The organism is Streptomyces sp. JNUCC 63, from assembly GCF_054366325.1.
The window spans coordinates 82,520-99,212 of the sequence record NZ_CM135963.1 but is presented as its reverse complement, the minus strand read 5'-3'; the positions used below and the strand labels follow the sequence as shown (position 1 = coordinate 99,212).

Annotated in this window: 15 protein-coding genes; 6 read left to right on the top strand and 9 right to left on the bottom strand. The window is 69.5% G+C overall.

Features of this window, described 5'->3' with window-relative positions:
• The first annotated feature begins 11 nt into the window (after positions 1 to 11).
• Both ACX25U_RS00365 and ACX25U_RS00360 read left to right on the top strand, forming a co-directional pair.
• Positions 12 to 1,796, top strand: a complete 1,785-nt coding sequence (locus ACX25U_RS00365; protein ID WP_454387929.1) for a CocE/NonD family hydrolase — start codon at positions 12 to 14, stop codon at positions 1,794 to 1,796.
• Positions 1,797 to 2,033: 237 nt separating this feature from the next.
• Positions 2,034 to 2,642 carry a TetR/AcrR family transcriptional regulator gene (locus tag ACX25U_RS00360; protein ID WP_454387927.1) on the top strand — a complete coding sequence of 203 codons (609 nt, stop codon included), beginning with the start codon at positions 2,034 to 2,036 and terminating at the stop codon, positions 2,640 to 2,642.
• 210 nt (positions 2,643 to 2,852) lie between these two features.
• Here the strand turns inward: ACX25U_RS00360 and ACX25U_RS00355 are convergent, their stop codons facing one another.
• From ACX25U_RS00355 to ACX25U_RS00345, 3 genes are read right to left on the bottom strand one after another with little or no spacing between them, the layout of a single operon-like run.
• On the bottom strand, positions 2,853 to 3,776 hold the full coding sequence (locus tag ACX25U_RS00355; protein ID WP_454387925.1) for a LysR family transcriptional regulator: 924 nt from the start codon (positions 3,774 to 3,776) through the stop codon (positions 2,853 to 2,855).
• A 10-nt stretch (positions 3,777 to 3,786) separates the two neighbouring features.
• Entirely contained in the window at positions 3,787 to 4,929 is a 1,143-nt protein-coding gene (locus ACX25U_RS00350; RefSeq protein ID WP_454387923.1) for an NAD(P)/FAD-dependent oxidoreductase, read from the bottom strand.
• Positions 4,926 to 5,114 carry a ferredoxin gene (locus ACX25U_RS00345; protein ID WP_454387922.1) on the bottom strand — a complete coding sequence of 63 codons (189 nt, stop codon included), beginning with the start codon at positions 5,112 to 5,114 and terminating at the stop codon, positions 4,926 to 4,928. The genes ACX25U_RS00350 and ACX25U_RS00345 overlap by 4 nt, the downstream gene beginning before the upstream one ends.
• 182 nt (positions 5,115 to 5,296) lie before the next feature.
• Between ACX25U_RS00345 and ACX25U_RS00340 the strand changes: the two genes are divergently transcribed.
• Complete coding sequence (locus tag ACX25U_RS00340; RefSeq protein ID WP_454387920.1) at positions 5,297 to 6,505, top strand: RNA-guided endonuclease InsQ/TnpB family protein; 1,209 nt, start codon at positions 5,297 to 5,299, stop codon at positions 6,503 to 6,505.
• A 13-nt stretch (positions 6,506 to 6,518) separates the two neighbouring features.
• On the opposite strand, the gene ACX25U_RS00335 is transcribed toward ACX25U_RS00340, so the two are convergent.
• The 5 genes from ACX25U_RS00335 to ACX25U_RS00315 all read right to left on the bottom strand — a co-directional run bounded on the left by ACX25U_RS00335 (position 6,519) and on the right by ACX25U_RS00315 (position 12,638).
• The gene (locus tag ACX25U_RS00335) at positions 6,519 to 7,691 is read right to left on the bottom strand and encodes a cytochrome P450 (protein WP_454387919.1); all 1,173 of its coding nucleotides are present in this window, start codon (positions 7,689 to 7,691) and stop codon (positions 6,519 to 6,521) included.
• Positions 7,692 to 8,008: 317 nt separating this feature from the next.
• Positions 8,009 to 9,631 (bottom strand): MFS transporter, encoded by a 1,623-nt coding sequence (locus ACX25U_RS00330; protein ID WP_454387917.1) that lies wholly within the window; start codon positions 9,629 to 9,631, stop codon positions 8,009 to 8,011.
• 244 nt (positions 9,632 to 9,875) lie between these two features.
• Entirely contained in the window at positions 9,876 to 10,349 is a 474-nt protein-coding gene (locus ACX25U_RS00325) for a MarR family winged helix-turn-helix transcriptional regulator (RefSeq protein WP_454387915.1), read from the bottom strand.
• Between the two features lie 243 nt (positions 10,350 to 10,592).
• Complete coding sequence (locus tag ACX25U_RS00320) at positions 10,593 to 11,408, bottom strand: polysaccharide deacetylase family protein (RefSeq protein ID WP_454387913.1); 816 nt, start codon at positions 11,406 to 11,408, stop codon at positions 10,593 to 10,595.
• A 270-nt stretch (positions 11,409 to 11,678) separates the two neighbouring features.
• Complete coding sequence (locus ACX25U_RS00315; protein ID WP_454394742.1) at positions 11,679 to 12,638, bottom strand: DUF5996 family protein; 960 nt, start codon at positions 12,636 to 12,638, stop codon at positions 11,679 to 11,681.
• A gap of 430 nt (positions 12,639 to 13,068) precedes the next feature.
• Between ACX25U_RS00315 and ACX25U_RS00310 the strand changes: the two genes are divergently transcribed.
• Positions 13,069 to 14,280 (top strand): globin domain-containing protein, encoded by a 1,212-nt coding sequence (locus tag ACX25U_RS00310; protein WP_454387911.1) that lies wholly within the window; start codon positions 13,069 to 13,071, stop codon positions 14,278 to 14,280.
• A gap of 9 nt (positions 14,281 to 14,289) precedes the next feature.
• Here the strand turns inward: ACX25U_RS00310 and ACX25U_RS00305 are convergent, their stop codons facing one another.
• Positions 14,290 to 14,601: an RraA family protein gene (locus ACX25U_RS00305; RefSeq protein ID WP_454387909.1), complete on the bottom strand. Its 312-nt coding sequence runs from the start codon at positions 14,599 to 14,601 to the stop codon at positions 14,290 to 14,292.
• Positions 14,602 to 14,920: 319 nt separating this feature from the next.
• On the opposite strand from ACX25U_RS00305, the gene ACX25U_RS00300 reads away from it, so the two are divergent.
• The gene (locus ACX25U_RS00300; RefSeq protein WP_454387907.1) at positions 14,921 to 16,132 is read left to right on the top strand and encodes an acyltransferase family protein; all 1,212 of its coding nucleotides are present in this window, start codon (positions 14,921 to 14,923) and stop codon (positions 16,130 to 16,132) included.
• A 388-nt stretch (positions 16,133 to 16,520) separates the two neighbouring features.
• Positions 16,521 to 16,673, top strand: a complete 153-nt coding sequence (locus ACX25U_RS00295) for a hypothetical protein (RefSeq protein WP_454387905.1) — start codon at positions 16,521 to 16,523, stop codon at positions 16,671 to 16,673.
• Positions 16,674 to 16,693: the final 20 nt, after the last annotated feature.

Sequence of the window (16,693 nt, the reverse complement as noted above, 5' to 3'; positions counted from 1 at the left end):
GCTTCGCACTCATGACCGATTTCCAGACGATCCGGGCGGGCCGGCAGGAGATCGCCGTCCGCAAGGATCTCCGAGTGCCGATGCGCGACGGCGTCATGCTGGCGGCCGACACCTACAGCGGCGTCGACGACAAGCCGCGTCCGGCGCTCGTGGCGCTCAGCCCCTACGGCAAGGAGCTGCAGGCCCTCGCGCTCACCACGCCGCCGCAGCGGCGCCCCAGCCCGATGTGGGACGGCTGCATCGAGGCGGGTGACATCGCGCGTGTCGTCCAGGAGGACTACGTCCACGTCATCGGCGACCTGCGCGGCTCCGGCGCCTCCGAGGGCGAGCACATCGGCAACTACAACGCCGGTGGCGTCTCCCTCGGGCAGGACGCGTACGACTTCATCGAGTGGGTCGCGCAGCAGCCGTGGTGCGACGGCAACGTCGGCATGATCGGCATCTCCTACTTCGGCTCGATGCAGGTGCTGGCGGCGGCCGAGCGGCCGCCGAGCCTCAAGGCGATCTTCGTCAGCGGCGGTCACTACGACTTCTACGAGACCACCTACCACGGCGGCGTCATGTGGTTCATGCCGCGTGCCGCCCGCGAGGGCCGCGGCGGTGACTCCGGCTGGGCCTTCACCGACGGCGTCAAGTCCCGCATGCTCGAGACCTTCTCCCCCGAGGAGATCAAGGAGAAGGTCGCCGCGCGGCTGCGGGACCCGGACGTGGCCGCCTGGCCCAACCTGGTCCATGTGCTCAACTACCCGAAGAACCACGAGGCCTGGTTCGACATCGTGATGAACGAGGTCGACGGCGACTGGTACGAGGAGCGCAACCCGATCACGCTCGCGCCCAACATCGACATCCCGGTCTGGCTCCAGATCGACCAGGGCCGCGGCTGGACGATGGACGGCACCATCGAGGTGTACAAGGCGCTGAAGGGCCCCAAGAAGCTCGACATCGGCCCCTACCCGCCGATGCAGTCGCGCCCCTTCATCGAAGAGCACGACAAGATGTTCCGCTGGTACGAGTACTGGCTCAAGGGCGTCGACAACGGGATCATGGACGAGCCCGCCGTCACCGTCCACGTCGAGGGCTCGCGTGAGACCGTCACCGGCGCCCAGTGGCCGCCGAAGGACGTGGAGCACAAGCCGCTCTACCTGCGCCCGCGCCGCAAGCTGTCCTTCGAGCCCGAGCTCATGGGCGCCGAGTACGCCGCCCCCGACGGCTTCTACCAGGCGCCGCTGACGGTGACCGACAAGGTGGAGATCCTCGACTGGAGCACCGCTCCGTTCACCGAGCCCACCGAGATGATCGGCCAGGGCGCGGCGCACCTCTTCGTGGAGATCGACCAGCCCGACACGAATTTCATCCTGCGCATGTGGGACGAGGCCCCGGGCGGCAAGCGCCAGCTCATCACCACCGCCTACCTCAAGGCCTCGCACCGCGAGCTCGACGAGGAGCGCACCACGGAGGGCGACCCCCACCACCCGCACACCCGCGCGGTGCCGGTCGAACCGGGGAGGATCGAGGAGTACGTGCTGCGGGTCTACCCGTTCGCGGCGACGTTCCTGCCGGGCCACAAGCTGGTCGTGGAGCTCTCCAACGCCGAGCCGCTGGCCGACGAGCACAACGCGCTGCTGCCGCCGGACGCCTTCCACCTGCCGGTGGGCCGCCCCGTCACCCACAAGATCTACCGAGATGCCGAGCACCCCTCCCGGCTCGTGCTGCCGTTCACGACGGTCACGGCGACCGACGCGACACGGCCGGGCTCTGCGCGCGACCACGAAGGAGATCAGCGCAGCGGCTCCTGACGCGGCCGTCACGACGCCGACCGGGGGACCGCCGTACCCCCCGGCGGCTGACCCGCCGAGCGAGGAGACGAGGCTACCGGAGTCGTGACGTGGCGACCGAATGGGGTTGTGACCCGCATCACCGCGAGGTCCCGTGATTGTTGTCATGTGCTTTACGCTCAGGCAAGGAAAAAATCATGATGTATTTCCAGATGTCGGCCTGACCGTTTCGCGTGCAGTCCGCGGTAAGGTGCCGCCATGGCGAACCTGCGTGAGGCTCAGAAGCAGATGACCCGGCGGCTGCTGCTGGAGTCAGGTCTCGAACTGTTCAAGACGCAGGGGTACGCCGCCACCACGGTCGACGACATCGCGACCGCGGCGGGCACCACACGAGTGACCTTCTACGCGTACTTCTCCTCCCGCAGCGAACTGATGAAGGCGCTCATCGACGAGCAGCTCAACGAGGCGCTGCAGCGCGTCCGTTCCCCCGAGCGCGGCTCCACGGCGCAGGATCTCGTCGCCGCCGTCACCGACGGGACACCGGAGGCGATCATGGTGTGGCTGCGGCGAACCGCCGACAGCTGGCCGGCCGTCCGACCGATCATCCGCATCGGCCGCGATGCCGCGGTGATCGATCCAGAACTCACCGACCTGGTCGAGCGATGGATGGAGGAGGCCATCAGCGACATCGAGGACGGACTGGCGAAGGCGGGGCGCCTCGAGCCCCATCAACGCCGCTTCCGGGGCGTCCTCGCGATGGCCCAGCTCGACTTCGTCGCCCAGAACTGGGACCGTGCCGACTGGAAGCTCACACGCGACCAGATGCTCGACGAGCTCGGCGCCGGCTGGGTGCGGCTACTGACCTGACCACGCCCGCGGGACCGGTCACGAGACGGAGGGCAAGGCCGCGCCGTGATCAGCACGGCTGCGCTCGGCGACCCGGCCATGTCGAGCACCACGACGACGCCCGGACGGGTCGCGTGCTCGCGGACGGTGATGCCGAGTGGTTCGTCGGCGGCCGGGCCGGCCGCGCGGGCCGGTTCCTGGCCCAGCCCGGCGCAGTGAGCGCAGCCGGTGTCAGAGATGCGTTGCGACGTCGAACAGCAGCGCCCGAAGCCATTCGACGAAGTACTGATCGGCCAGTCGGGGGTTCCAGACCATGTCGATCCCGAGCCCGGGAATCGGGAACGGGAACTCCTCGATCCGCAGGTCGGCGAGCGCCCGCATGGCGGCGGCGACCTGGAAGCGAAGGAGAGCGACGCCGCCCGCGCGTGCGACCAGGTAAGGGACCAGCAGGAAGTCGGAGATCAGCTGGCCGACGCGGTAGGGGACACCCTTCTCCTCGAGCACCGAATACGGGAAGACTCGCCGATCGGTGTCGACGACGATGTGCGGCTGTGTGGTCAGGAGGTCGAGCGCGCTTGCTTCCGGTGGCGTGTCCGGTGAGGCCACCACCACACAGCGGTCGTCGTACAGCCGCTCGCGCGGGTACGGAGAGAAGTGCCCCTCGGAGAGCAGCACGACGTCGACGCCCTGGTCGGTGAAGGTGGCCTCGGTCGGCACCGTGATCGTACGCAGACGCAACGTGGCGTGAGGAGCACGCTCGGCAATGAGCCGCGTCAGTCGAGGGCCGACGACGAACGCCGTGCTGTTCGTCATGGCGATGGTGATGACGCGCCGATCCGTGGCGGGGTCGAAGCAGGGGAAGTTCACGATGTGTGCCGTCTGTTGCAGGGCACTGCGCAGCGGCGCGATCAGCTCCAGCGCCCGCGGGGTCAGCGTGACGCCCGTCCCCTGTCGGACGACGAGGTCGTCACCCAGCAGACGCCGCATTCTCGTGAGGGCGTGGCTCATCGCCGGCTGTGACAGACCGACCCGCTCCGCCGCCCTGGTCACCGAACGTTCCTCGAGGAGCGCGAGGAGGGGCACCAACAGGTTGAGGTTGACCGATGCCAGTCGATCCAACCCCGAACCCGTGGTGCCCTCTCCGCCGTCGCCCATGGAGCAAACCTTATGCGGCTGCCTGGGTCATACGGCGCAGCCGGGGAATCGGGATCCGGTAGTTGAGCGCCGCGGCCGCACCGGTGCCGTCGTCTCGCGACCAGCGCATCAACGCCGGCCCACCACCGGGCCCGCCGTCGACGTACGTCGGTTCCCCTTCCAGCGGCAGATGGCCCACCGCCTTGAGGCTCAGTCCGAACTGCTCGGTCCAGAAGTACGGCTGGAACCGGAGCGGCGGCGCTTCGTCGCCGCGAACAAGTGTCGTTGCGGCGACCTTCGCCTGCTCGATCGCACTGCTCCAGAGAGGGATGCGGCGCAGGCCGTACGGAGTGGGGAAGGCCGCGAGGTCACCGACGGCCGCGATGTCGGGGCGAACAAGGCCGCGCGAGTCGACCTGGACGGCGCCCTTCGCCGCAAGTCCCGTGTCCGCGAGCCACTCCGTGTTGGGCACGTCGCCGACGGCGGTCATGAGGATCTCCGCCTCGAGAATCGCGCCCTCGTCAAGGACGACCCGAGCGCCCCCCTCACCCCGTTCGAGCCGTGCCGACCCGGTCTCGACGATGGTGAGCCCGAGGTCCAGCGCGGCCTTGACGAAGACGCCGGCGAGGTACGGACCGAGCTGGAGGATCAGTGGTGCCCCCTGGGAGACGAGGGTGACCCGGCAGCCCGCGGCCAGGCACCCCGAGGCGATCTCCATCCCGAGCGGGCCCCCGCCGACCACGACGACCGACGGCCGGCCCGCCAACCGGCTTCGCAGGGACAGCGCGTCGTCGAGTCCCCGCAAGGTGAGCTCCTCGGGCAGGTCGGACAACCGTCGCGCCCGGGAGCCGGTGGCGAGGACGACGCGGTCGTACGGCAGAGCCGTACCGTCGTCGAGAGTGACGAGCCGACGATCGATATCGAGTCCGGTCGCACGTACGCCCAGGAGTTCGGTCGCCCCGTGGCCGGCCGGCGGAAGCTCGTGCGACGACATGTCACCGCCGTCGAGCAGGAGCGCCTTCGACAGAGCCGGTCGGCTGTACGCCGGGTGCGGTTCGTCGCCGACGACGGTCAGCTCGCCGTCGAAGCCGGCCTCACGGAGCGTATCGGCCGCGGTGAGCCCGGCGATCCCGTTGCCGACGACAACGACGCGGTCGATCGTGCCGCCGCTCATACGAGCCTCAGCGCCGCGACCGGACACACGCGGACGGCGGAGTTCGCCAGGGCGGCGTCGGCTTCGTCGACCTCCTCGCGGTCGAGCACGAGCTCGCCCTCGTCGTCGAGGTGCATGAGCTGTGGGGCGGCCTCCTCGCACAGGCCGTGGCCCTCGCAGCGGGAGCGGTCAAGAACGATCTTCATCGGAATTCCTCCGTGGATACCCCGGCCTTCAGGCCGGGGTGGGGGTACCTCCCGCTTGCGGGGGAGAAACGGACTCCTGCGGAGCAGGTCAGGGAAAGCCGAATCGCCGCCGGGGCGATTCGGCGTCTGTCGGCCATCGGTCGACGCCCTTGACTCATACGGGAGTTGGTAGAATGTGAGGAATGGCGCAGCAGGTCAAGCGGGCGTTCAAGTACCGCTTCTACCCCACGGACGAGCAGGCAGCGGAGCTGTCCCGCACGTTCGGCTGCGTCCGCCTCGTGTACAACAAGGCGCTTCAGGAGCGCACCCGCGCCTGGTACGGCGAGCAGCGCCGCATCTCCTACGTGCAGTCCTCCGCCGCGCTGACGCAGTGGAAGAAGACCGAGGAACTGGCCTTCCTGGCCGAGGTGTCCTCCGTCCCGCTCCAGCAGGCGCTCCGGCATCTGCAGACGGCGTTCGCCAACTTCTTCGCCAAGCGCGCCAAGTACCCGCGTTTCAAGAGCCGGAAGAAGTCCCGTGCATCGGCGGAGTACACCCGCTCGGCTTTCAAGTGGCGCGACGGCCACCTGACGCTGGCGAAGATGGCCGGGCCGCTGGACATCCGCTGGTCGCGTCCGCTGCCCGAGGGCGCAGAGCCCACGACGGTGACGGTGTCCCGCGATGCTGCGGGGCGCTGGTTCGTGTCCCTGCTGTGTGAGGACACCATCGCGTCGGCTCCGGCCACGACGAACGCGGTCGGTATCGACGCGGGCATCACGTCCCTGGTGACCCTGTCGACCGGGGAGAAGATCGTCAACCCCCGGCACGAGCGCCGCGACCGTGACCGCCTGGCGAAGGCGCAACGGGAACTGTCGCGGAAGGCGAAGGGCTCCGCGAACCGGGCCAAGGCCCGCCGCCGCGTGGCCCGTATCCACGCGCGGATCACCGACCGCCGCCGGGACTTTCTCCACAAACTCTCGACTCGTCTCGTCCGTGAGAACCAAACGGTCGTGATCGAGGACCTCACCGTCCGCAACCTGCTGAGGAACGGCAGGCTCGCGCGCGCCATCTCGGACGCGGCCTGGACGGACCTCCGCATCATGCTGGAGTACAAGTGCGCCTGGTACGGGCGTGAACTCGTGGTGATCGACCGCTGGTTCCCCAGCTCGAAGCTGTGCGGGGACTGCGGCACGGTCCGCGAGAAGCTGCCGCTGAACGTCCGGGAGTGGACGTGCGAGTGCGGCACCGTGCACGACCGCGACGTGAACGCGGCACGCAACATCCTGGCCGCCGGGCTGGCGGCATCCGCCTGTGGAGACGGTGTAAGACCTCAACGGGAGTCCTCCCGGACGGGGCGGTCGTCGGCGAAGCAGGAAGCCCAGCGGGCGACCGCTGGAATCCCCCGCCTTTAGGCGGGGGAGGAAGTCAAGCGGGAATCACCTCCAGGACGGGGAGCTTCTCGATGCTCCGGGTGGTGTTGCCGGGAACACGGACCTCGGGTCCGACGACGAGACGCTCGACACGCCGGGAAAGCGCTTCGATCACAGCGTGGGCCTCCAGGCGGGCGAGTCCTTGGCCCGCGCAGCCGTGAGGGCCGTAGCCGAACGAGAGATGGTCGATCGGATTGCGCTCGACGAGGAAGGCGTCCGGGTTCTCGTAGTGCCGGGGGTCGCGGTTGCCGGCGCCGAACAGGATCGCGATCTGCGCACCCGCGGGGATGACGACCCCGTCGACGTCGACGTCCTTGGTGGCGCGCCGGCCCCAGGCGTGGACGGGAGCCCAGAAGCGCAGCACCTCGTTGAATGCCGCCGGTACCAGCGACGGGTCGTTGCGGACCAGTTCGAGCTGGTCGGGGTGCGAGCCGAAGAGGGCGACGATGTTGCCGATCGCCGCCATGGTGGTGTCGACGCCGGCACCGAGGTACTGGTGGATGATGTGGCCGGCCGTGTCCGGCGGGATGGCGCCACGTGCCTCGGCGTCGAAGATGCCGCGGCCCACGGATCCTTCGGCCAGGTCGGTGGCCCTGACCTGGGAGCACCAGCCGTAGAGTTCGCCGGCGATCGGGAAGTTCTCGGCCGTGCGCTGGTTCATGGGACCGAGGACCTGCATGGCGGCCTGGCCCCAGCGCAACATGTTGTCGCGCACGTGACCCGTGAAGCCGATCAGGTCCGCGACGACCTCCAGCGGGAATGCCCGAGCGAGGGCGTCGATCGCCTCGAAGGAGCCCCTCTCGACGAGCTCTGCGACGAGAGCGTCCGCCTTCGCCTCGATCCGGCCCTTCAGACCACGCAGCGCACGCGGCGAGAGATTTTCGGTGAGCGTGGCGCGCAGTTGGGTGTGCGTCGGCGGATCGGACGCGAGCGAGGTGCCGGTGAGTGCCTCGTTGGCCATCGGGTTGAACGCGATCGAGGTCGAGGAGAACGACTCCCAGTCCGCGAGTGCGCCACGGATGGCGTCGTACCGCGTCAGCGCGTAGACATCGTTCTTCCGGAGGTGGACGACGGAGCCCTGCTCCCGCAGGTCGGCGTAAACGGGGTAGGGGTCGAGCACTACCTCGTCGGCGAAGAGGTCGATGTCGGAGGTGGGTGGAGTGGTCATGCCATCAGTGAAGTGGCCAGCCTCACATTCGACAAGTGAATGTTTTACATGCTGTCTTATGCATGCCGTTCATGTTTCTGGCGAAGATCCGCCTCAATGGCGCCGGCTGCTTTGTGGAGCGCTGTCACAAAGGAGAGCAGGCTCTGCCGGTGACGCTCAGGGGGTGCTGGTTGGTGAGCGGGTGGGGGGTGTGAATGAAAGTCAAGTCATATGGAATCCGAGCACAGCGGCGTGAGCCCGGGCGGACATGTGAAAGCGGCGCCGCCGGGGCCGGACGTGGTCCCGGCGGCGCCGCTGCCTCGCGTGTGTGCCGTCGCTCAGTGCACGGCGGCGACCGGCACGTCGTCCGCGCCGTTCTTCGCCTCCTCGGCACGGCTCTTGATGCCGATCACGGCGGCCACGGCACCGATCAGGCACAGGATTCCGGTCACGGTGACGGCGGAGTGCAGACCGTTGACGAACGCCTGGCCACTGCCCTCGACGACCGCGGCCTTGATCTGCGCCGGCATGTCGGAGGAGACCGGGGCGATGCCCATCGCGACGGCGTCCTCGGCCTTCTCGAGACCGTGGGCCGTGGCAGGGGGGACGCCCGCGCCGGTGAGCTCACCGAACAGCGAAGAACCGACCTTGCCGGCGATCACGGTGACCAGCACGGAGGTACCGAGAGCGCCGCCGATCTGCAACATGGTGGACTGCAGGCCGGAGGCCACACCGCCGTCCTTGACCGGCGCGTTGCCGATGATCGCGGCGGCGGTGGCGGGCAGCACGATGCCGACGCCGAGGCCCATCGCGATGTACGGCGGCCACATGGTCGCGTAGGAGGAGTCGACGGTCCAGGTGAGCATGGAGAACATGGCGGCGGCCGACAGGACCAGACCCAGCGGAATCGTGACGCGCGGGCCGAAGCGAGCGGTCAGCTGGGAGCCGATCGGAGAGGCGAACAGGGAGGCGATCGACATCGGCAGCGTGCTGATACCGGCCTCGACCGGCGTGTAGCCGCGCACGTTCTGCAGGTACAGCATGATGAAGAAGATGCCGCCGAGCATCACGAAGAAGTTCAGCAGGGTCATGACCGCACCGGTGGTCAGCGACCGGTTGCGGAACAGGCGCATCGGCAGCAGCGGGTGTTCCTGCCGGGTCTCGTACCAGCCGAAGAAGGCCAGGAGAGCCAGGCCGAGGGCGATGGAGCCGAGGGTTCCGGCGGAGGTCCAGCCCCAGGTCTCGCCCTTGACGATGCCGAAGACGAGCGCGAGCAGACCCGCGGCGAGCAGGACGACACCGGCGACGTCGAAGCGGTGGTGGCCGGTGGAGTTCTTGGACTCAGCGAGAACCGCCATGCTGAACAGCAGCGCGACGACGCCGATCGGCGCGTTCAGGTAGAAGACCGCCGCCCAGTTGACGTGCTCGACGAGCAGGCCGCCGACGATCGGGCCCAGCGAGGTCGAGACGGCCGAGACCATACCCCAGATGCCCACCGCGAGCGCGAACTTCTTCGGGGGGAAGACAGCGCGCAGGATGCCCAGGGTGTTGGGCATCAGGATGCCGCCGCACAGGCCCTGCAGGGCACGGAAGGCGATGACGCCCTCGATGCTGCCGGACAGGCCGATGGCGACCGAGGTGACGACGAATCCGCCGACGCCGACAAGGTAGTGGAAACGCCGGCCGAACCGGTCACCGAGCTTGCCGCCGAGGATCATCGAGGCGGCGAGCGCGAGCAGGTAGGAGTTGGTGACCCACTGCAGTTCCGCGGTACTGGCATGGAGGTCCTTGCCGATCGCCGGGTTGGCGATGGCGACGACGGAGCCGTCGAGCTGCACCATGAGCAGGCCGAACGACACTGCGATCAGGGCGAGCCAGGGGTTGCCCCGGCGGCCTGCGGGCTTCGGCTGCGCGGAAGCAGCCGTGGCCGGGGCGGAGATATCCACGGAAGTGGACGCCATGGAGAGAGCCGTTTCTTTCTCAGAGGGGACGAACGAAATACACGAAGAGTGGCCGCACTGCCACAGTCGGCCCGGTCGTCCTCGTCGGCCGACGAAGGGGCATGGCGGGACACTTGGGGCCGGGAACGACGAGAACCGCCCCGAAAGGACTGTCCTCGAAGGCAGGAAAGGAGAATGCGGGAAAGGAGAAAGCGGGAGGCGGGCGCCTCACCGCGGGAACATGCGCGAGCCCGTGACCCTGCTGTCAGCAGGCCGCGGTGTGGAGGTGGCGCGTCAGCGCTTTGAGCGCCCCGACGGCGGAACCGAGCGCGTCCAGCTCTCCGTCGGTGAGGGACAGGATCGCCTGGCCGAGGTAGCTCTCCTCGAGAGCACGCACCTCGGCGATCCGCTGCCGCGAGGACTCCGTGAGGTGAAGGTGGGCGATCCGCTTGTCGGCGCCGTCCTGCCGACGCTCCAGTTCTCCCCGCTCCGTGAGCTGGGAGACCAGGGCGCTGACATTGTTGGGCTTCATCAGCAGAGCCTCGGCCGCCTCGCGGACCGTGGCTCCCTCGCGCTGTGCGACGAACCGCAGTAGCGCGAGCTGCCCCTCGGGCGGCTTGGGGTGGGGATAACCCGTGGCGACCCGCCGCTCCAGGGCCCGGTGCAGCGCGGGCAGGCATGCCGCGAGCTCGGAGGCCACGCGGTCGATGCGCTGTTCGGGCGCGCTGCTTGCGGACATGCTCGCCAGTATAGGTATCACCTCATACCTAAATCAAATCGACCCTGGTCAGACCGTCCCGGCGCCCCCCACATGGTCATCCCGCGACGCCCCGGCTCCGAATCGGCGGTGCACTACCCCGCACGGGGCAGGGCCCGGGCCTCGAGTGGTCGTCGAACTCCCAGAGACTGCCGACCACATGGGGGGAAGCCGGCAAGCAAGCTTGACCGGGCTTGCCCGAACCCGCGCCGGGGCGGCGACCGGTCACTCGTACACCTCACCTGGCTGGGGCTCGGCCGGGGCGAGGAGCTGGGTGACGGTGACGAAGGTGTAGCCGCGGGCCTTGAGGGCGGAGACGATGCCGGGAATCGCGGCGACCGTACCGTTGTAACCGCGGTTGGTGGGGTCCACCCGGTCGTGCAGCAGGATGATCCCGCCGGGGCCGGTCCGAGCCAGGATCCGGCTGGTGATCAGCGCCGGGTCGGTGGTCCGGTAGTCGAACGCGCTGGCGCTCCACAGGACCTGCGCCATGCCGAGCTGCCGGCAGATCGCGGTGACGGCCGCGCTCGTACGGCCCTGCGGCGGGCGCAGCAGGACCGGCCGGCGGCCGATGACCTTTGCCACCGCATCACGGCCCTGGGTGATCTCCTTGCGCGCGTCGGCCGGGCTGATCTCGGTGAGGATCCGGTGGGACCAGGTGAGGGTCTCCACCTCGTGGCCTTCCGCGGCCATCCGCCTGACCGTTCCCGGGTCTCTCACGACGTGGTTCTTGCCCAGCGTGAAGAACGTGGCGTGTACGCGGTACCGGCGCAGGATGTCCAGGATCCGCGGGGTGCGGACGCTCGGCGAGTCGTCGAAGGTGAGCGCTACGCACTTCTCCTTGCGGCAGTCGACGGACCTGCTGGGGCTCCGGGCGAACCCGGCCGCCGCGCCGCTCGCCGTCGGCACCTGCTTCGTGGCCCCGGCCCGCGGCGTGACGTCGTTGCCGCCGCGGCCGCACAGGGCGAACGCCAGCGCTGCCGCGGTCACCAGTGTGGTCGGCGCGCGCATCCGGTACGCCGCCGTGGTCGCACTCCGCACGCGGCGATCCCCGTCTGCCGACGAAGGACCCCGGGCCCGCTCGGGCCGGAAAACGCCCCGATGAGATGGACGAGGCATAGGGGGAGCTTAGCCCGGGCGCGCACCGCGGGCACCTGGAGCCGGATGACTCCGGGGCGACGGACCCGGGCAGGGGAGCCCCGGGCCGAGGTGGTCCACCGGCCCGCGACGAGGGCCCTCGCGGCGGGGACGCCGGAGGCGGCAGTGGCCGGGTGGCCGTGCCGACGTGCGGTTCGCGGCTGCTGCCTGGCCTCAGCCGGAAGCGGGACGGGGCCGGTGGAACCGCAGTTGCGGGTCCGTCACTCCGCCAGGGCATGCCAGTGGTTCGATCTGCCATCCGGCGCGTCGGGCACCGGCCCGGTAGGCGCTTTCGTAGAAGGCGAGCACGGCGGCACGCGGGTCGGCCTCGGTGCGGACCTCGTCGTACCGCAGTACGGCCAGGTGGCCGTTGCCCCGGGCAACCCAGTGTGCCGCCGCGGGCCTGAGCGGCTCCTCGGCCAGGTGCGCGGGCTCCGGAGCGGTGTAGGAGTAGAACGCGGGTTCGGGGAAGGTGTCGTCCCCGAACCAGAAGCCGAAGCTGATCACCTCCCGGGAGTACGCCTCCCGGGTGACCGGGTCGATCTGCTCGGGCTGCTCGATGTGACGCTCGGAGAACCGGGTGTGGGCGATGTCGAAGGTGTGCCAGAAGTGGTGCACCGGGCTCACCTTCCCCGAATACCCTGCGGCGAACTCCTCCAGTACCGACGCCACCTGGCTGAGGACCCGCCAGTAGCGGTTGGCCTGCGAGGGATCGTAGGTCGCGTGCTCGGTGTCCTCGGCGAACGGCCGGTCGGAGTCGGGCAGGTCGAAGGGCCTGGGTACGTCGAGCCGCACCCGGACGCCCAGCGCGGCCAGCGAGCCCATGACCGCGTCGTGGAAGGACGCCACGGACCGGCCGATGAGCGGGAGGGAGATCTCCCGGCCGTCCAGGGTCGAAACAACCAGCCGGTGTGCGACGAAGTCGAAGTCCATCGTGAAGATCGGGTTGCCGTCGACCTGTCCCATCGGGCGAGTGGTGGTGCCGCGTCCCGTGAGGTGGAACGGGACGTTCCACCAGTGATTGCGCCGGGCGCTGGCGGCGAGACGGACCTTCCCGACGATCTGCGCGAAGCGATGGAGTGTCTCCTTGGTGTCGCGCCACTCGGAGAGCGGGATCGGCGGGAACAGCTCCATTGTCATCACCTTTCCCTCCCGCCCAACACTCCTGACGGCCGGGCCGGGCCTGGATGACCAGGATGGCCGCGCCGCACAGGTGCGGCATCTCGTGAACCCGGCGGGCGCATCAGCGCGCGTGTGCGGCACTGCCCCGGTCGCCGAGAGCGCGTTCATGGATGCGCCGGCGTTTTGGGCTCTCAGGTCCGGTTGGTCGCAGAGCCAGGACCGGGAGAGGCCTGCCTCGCGGGCGACGGTCCCGCCCAGCAGGTCCGGGCAGCGATCGCGGCCAGGAACGGATCCGCAACCTGTGACGATCACCTGGTCGGACCGCCGGTGCACGGGGACGGCAGGAGCGTTCGGCGGCCCGCCGGGCCGGCCGTGTCATACAGGAGGCGACGGGTACCTGGGGCGGACCAGGAGTCCCCACGGCCCTCGGGAGGGAAGACTCGTGCTCTCCGACAAGTCCCGTCCCGTCATCACCGCCACGCTCCCCGTGGTCGCCGACCGCATCGGTGAGATCGCCCAGCGTTTCTACCGGCACATGTTCTCCGCGCATCCCGAACTCCTCGACGGCGTGTTCAACCGCGGCAACCAGGCGCACGGCCATCAGCAGCAGGCCCTGGCCGGCTCGGTGGCCGCCTTCGCCACGACCCTGGTGGAGACACCGGAGCGGGTGCCGGAGCAACTGCTGCGCCGGATCGCCCACAAGCACGCCTCGCTCGGTATCCGCCCGGACCAGTACCAGGTCGTCCACGACCACCTGATGTGGGCGATCGGAGACGTCCTGGGCGATGAGGTCACCGAGGAGGTCGCCGCGGCCTGGGACGAGGTGTACTGGCTGATGGCCAACGCCCTGATCAACCAGGAGCGCGGCCTCTACAGCGCCCGGGGGGTCCGGCCGGAGACGGTCTGGCGGGACTGGCAGGTGGAGCGGAAGATCAAGGAAACCGGCGATGTGGTCACCTTCGTGGTCAAGCGGAACGACGACCGCCTGGTGAAGACCTCACTGCCGGGCCAGTACGTCACCGTCCGGATGCGGATGCCCGACGGGAAGCTCCAGCCGCGCCAGTACAGCCTGACCCGTGCAGACGACGGCGAGCACCGCCAGTTCTCGGTGAAGCGGGTGCGTGGCGAGGGCGGCGACCCCGACGGCGAGATGTCGGTGCTGCTGCACGACTCCGTCGGGGTGGGCGACGTCCTGACGCTGTCGCTGCCGTACGGCGACGTGGTGCTCGACGACTCGGGACGGCCGGTGGTGTTCGCCAGCGCGGGCATCGGGATCTCCCCCATGGCGGGCATGCTGTCGCACCTGGTCGCGGCCGACTCCGGGCTGTCGATCACCGTGCTCCACGCCGACCTCGACGAGGTGTCCTTCCCGTTGCGGCGGCAAGTGGTCAACGACGTGCTGGCGCTGCGGGACGCGCGGATGTACGTCTGGTACGAAAAGGACGCGCACAGCCTCGAACCGGTGGACGGGGTCTTCGAGGGACTGATGGACCCGACCGCCGTCGACATCCCCGGCGACGCCCTCTACTACCTGTGCGGGCCGCTGCCCTTCATGCAGGCCGTACGAAGCCGGCTGATCGAGCACGGGGTCGCTCCGCACGACATCCAGTACGAGGTCTTCGGCCCCGACCTGTGGCAGGCCGACCTGGACTGACCGTCGTGGCTACGGCACCACGATCACGGCTCTTCCGAGTTGCGCTGCCTGGCCGCCTGGGCGGATCCGGACGTTGTGCACGGTCACCGGCTCGCCGGCCGACTTCTGCCGCAGCCGCCCCCGTGCGGTCACCGGCACCGGGGCGCGGGCGAACACCGGAAAGCCGATCTCGCGCGCCTGCGCCACGTCCCGGCAGGCGCCGTCCGTGATCACACCGCGGACGCCGCGCGTCGAGGCGCCGACACCGAGGATTCCGCCCCACGACGACACGTCCGTACGGCCGCCGCCGGCAACCACGACGACGTCCTCGAAAGCCTCCACCCCGACCGGCTCCCTGCGACCCGGCAGCCGTCGTACGCCTCGGCTTGAACACCTCCGCCCAGTCGCACACCCACCAGCGCCCGTCCAGGTGAGGCGCGACCCGGTTGGAGGAGGTGCGCGGGCCGGCTCTCACCCAGGTGGAACCCGTGTCTCCCGGTTGACAGTGGGTACGGGCGGCCTGTGGGCCAGGATGGTGCCATCACCCGCCTGAAGCGGAAGGAACAAGAGTTCGGAAACGGTGTCATCCGCCGCCGGGCATGTGGCCGGTGTGCCAGGGCCGGGCCCCGTCAGCGAACGACCATCGTGGAACGGGAGACGCATGACCCAGGTGGACCGCGGGGTATCGGCCGACGTGGCCACAAGACCGCGCAACGAGAGAGAGGCCGCGCAGGCAGTGATGCCGGTGCCGCCGGCGGCGCCCACGGGCCGGACGACGGTGGCCGGGGCGGGCGTCCGGAAGGAGCGGCTCGCGGCATTGGACGGGCTGCGGTTCCTGGCGGCGCTGTCGGTGGTGCTCTTCCACTTCGTCGGCCAGACCCCGGGGGCGATGGAGGCCGTCTGGGGCCGCCCGTACGAGAACACCTTCCCGGACCTGCACCGCTACTTCGCCTTCGGACGGCTCGGTGTCGACCTGTTCTTCCTGATCAGCGGCTTTGTCATCTGCATGAGCGCGTGGGGGCGCACCCCGCGGGAATTCTTCATCTCGCGCGTCACCCGCCTGTACCCGATGTACTGGATCGCGATCGCGGTGTCGGCGTGTGTCATCTACTGCGTCGACAGTCCGTTCGGGCGCCCTCACCCGCGGGTGCTCCTCGCGAATTTGACCATGTTGCAGGCCCCCCTGGGTGTGGTCAACCTGGACCCGGTCTACTGGACGCTCTGGCCGGAGCTCTGCTTCTACCTCACGTTCGCGGCCGTGGTGTGGAAGGGCCTCAGCTACCAGCGGGTGGTGCTCTTCTGCGGGTTGTGGACGGTCGCCGCGGTGCTCGCGCCGGCCGCCCGCATCCCGTTGCTCACCCTCGTGACGAACCCCACGTCCGCGCCGTACTTCATCGCGGGCATGGCCTTCTACCTCATGTACCGGTACCGGCCGACACCGCTGCTGTGGGGCATCGTCGCCATGTCCTGGCTGCTGGCTCTGCACTTCCTCCTGGCACCCACCGGCGGCCGCAACAACTGGGACACCTGGTCACCGTGGCGCGGCTGGCTGGTCCTGGTGGCCACCGGGTTCTTCCTGCTGATCGCCACCATCGCGCTCGGCTGGACCCGTCGGGTCCGATGGCGGGGGCTGACCGTCGCGGGCACGATGACCTTTCCGCTCTACCTGCTGCACGACACGATCGGAATGACGATCGCGCACCATTACGGCGACCGGTTCCACCCGCTGCTCCTGGTCGGCATCACGGCCGGCGGCCTCGTCGTCCTGTCGTACCTCGTGCATCGGTTCGTCGAGCGTCCGATCGCGCTGACCATGCGGCGTCTGCTGGACACCGCCGCGTTCGGTCGGCGGCCACCGACGCCGCGCCCCTGACGGAGGGCAGACACGGGCCGCTCGCGTCCAGCAGGTCCGTGGAGCGCGATGCTCTGCGCCCCGGACATCCCCCTGCCTTCGGGCACGTCGGGAGGGACGGACCCGCGGGACACCGCGGTCGCCCACCACGGCGGCGCCGGCGGCCCCCGCGATCGACTCCACCCCGCACCCGCCACCTCACCTCGGCCCACCACAACAGCAACGATCAGACACGGCCCAGGGCAGCGGGGCGGCGTCGTCCCCCTCCCAGGTCTCTCGGCACAAGACCCCTCGGAACCACCGGACTGCGCATGCTGCGCAGAGTGCGTCTGCTGTGCGTGTCGGTCTCGGCGTCGCAGTCGTCGCCGGCCTGGCGTCGCCGACGGCGACGGCCGCGGAACCGCCCTGGATGAACCTCGAACTTGCGCTGGAGGTACGTGCCGACCTGCTGGTCCATCGGATGACGCTCGATCAGAAGACCCAGCAGATCGCCGTGAAACCGGTTGCCAACACCCGCATCCCCCGGGGGCGTGCCCAACCGAACGCACCGTCAGCCGCTTGACTGGATTGCCGGTTCACCGT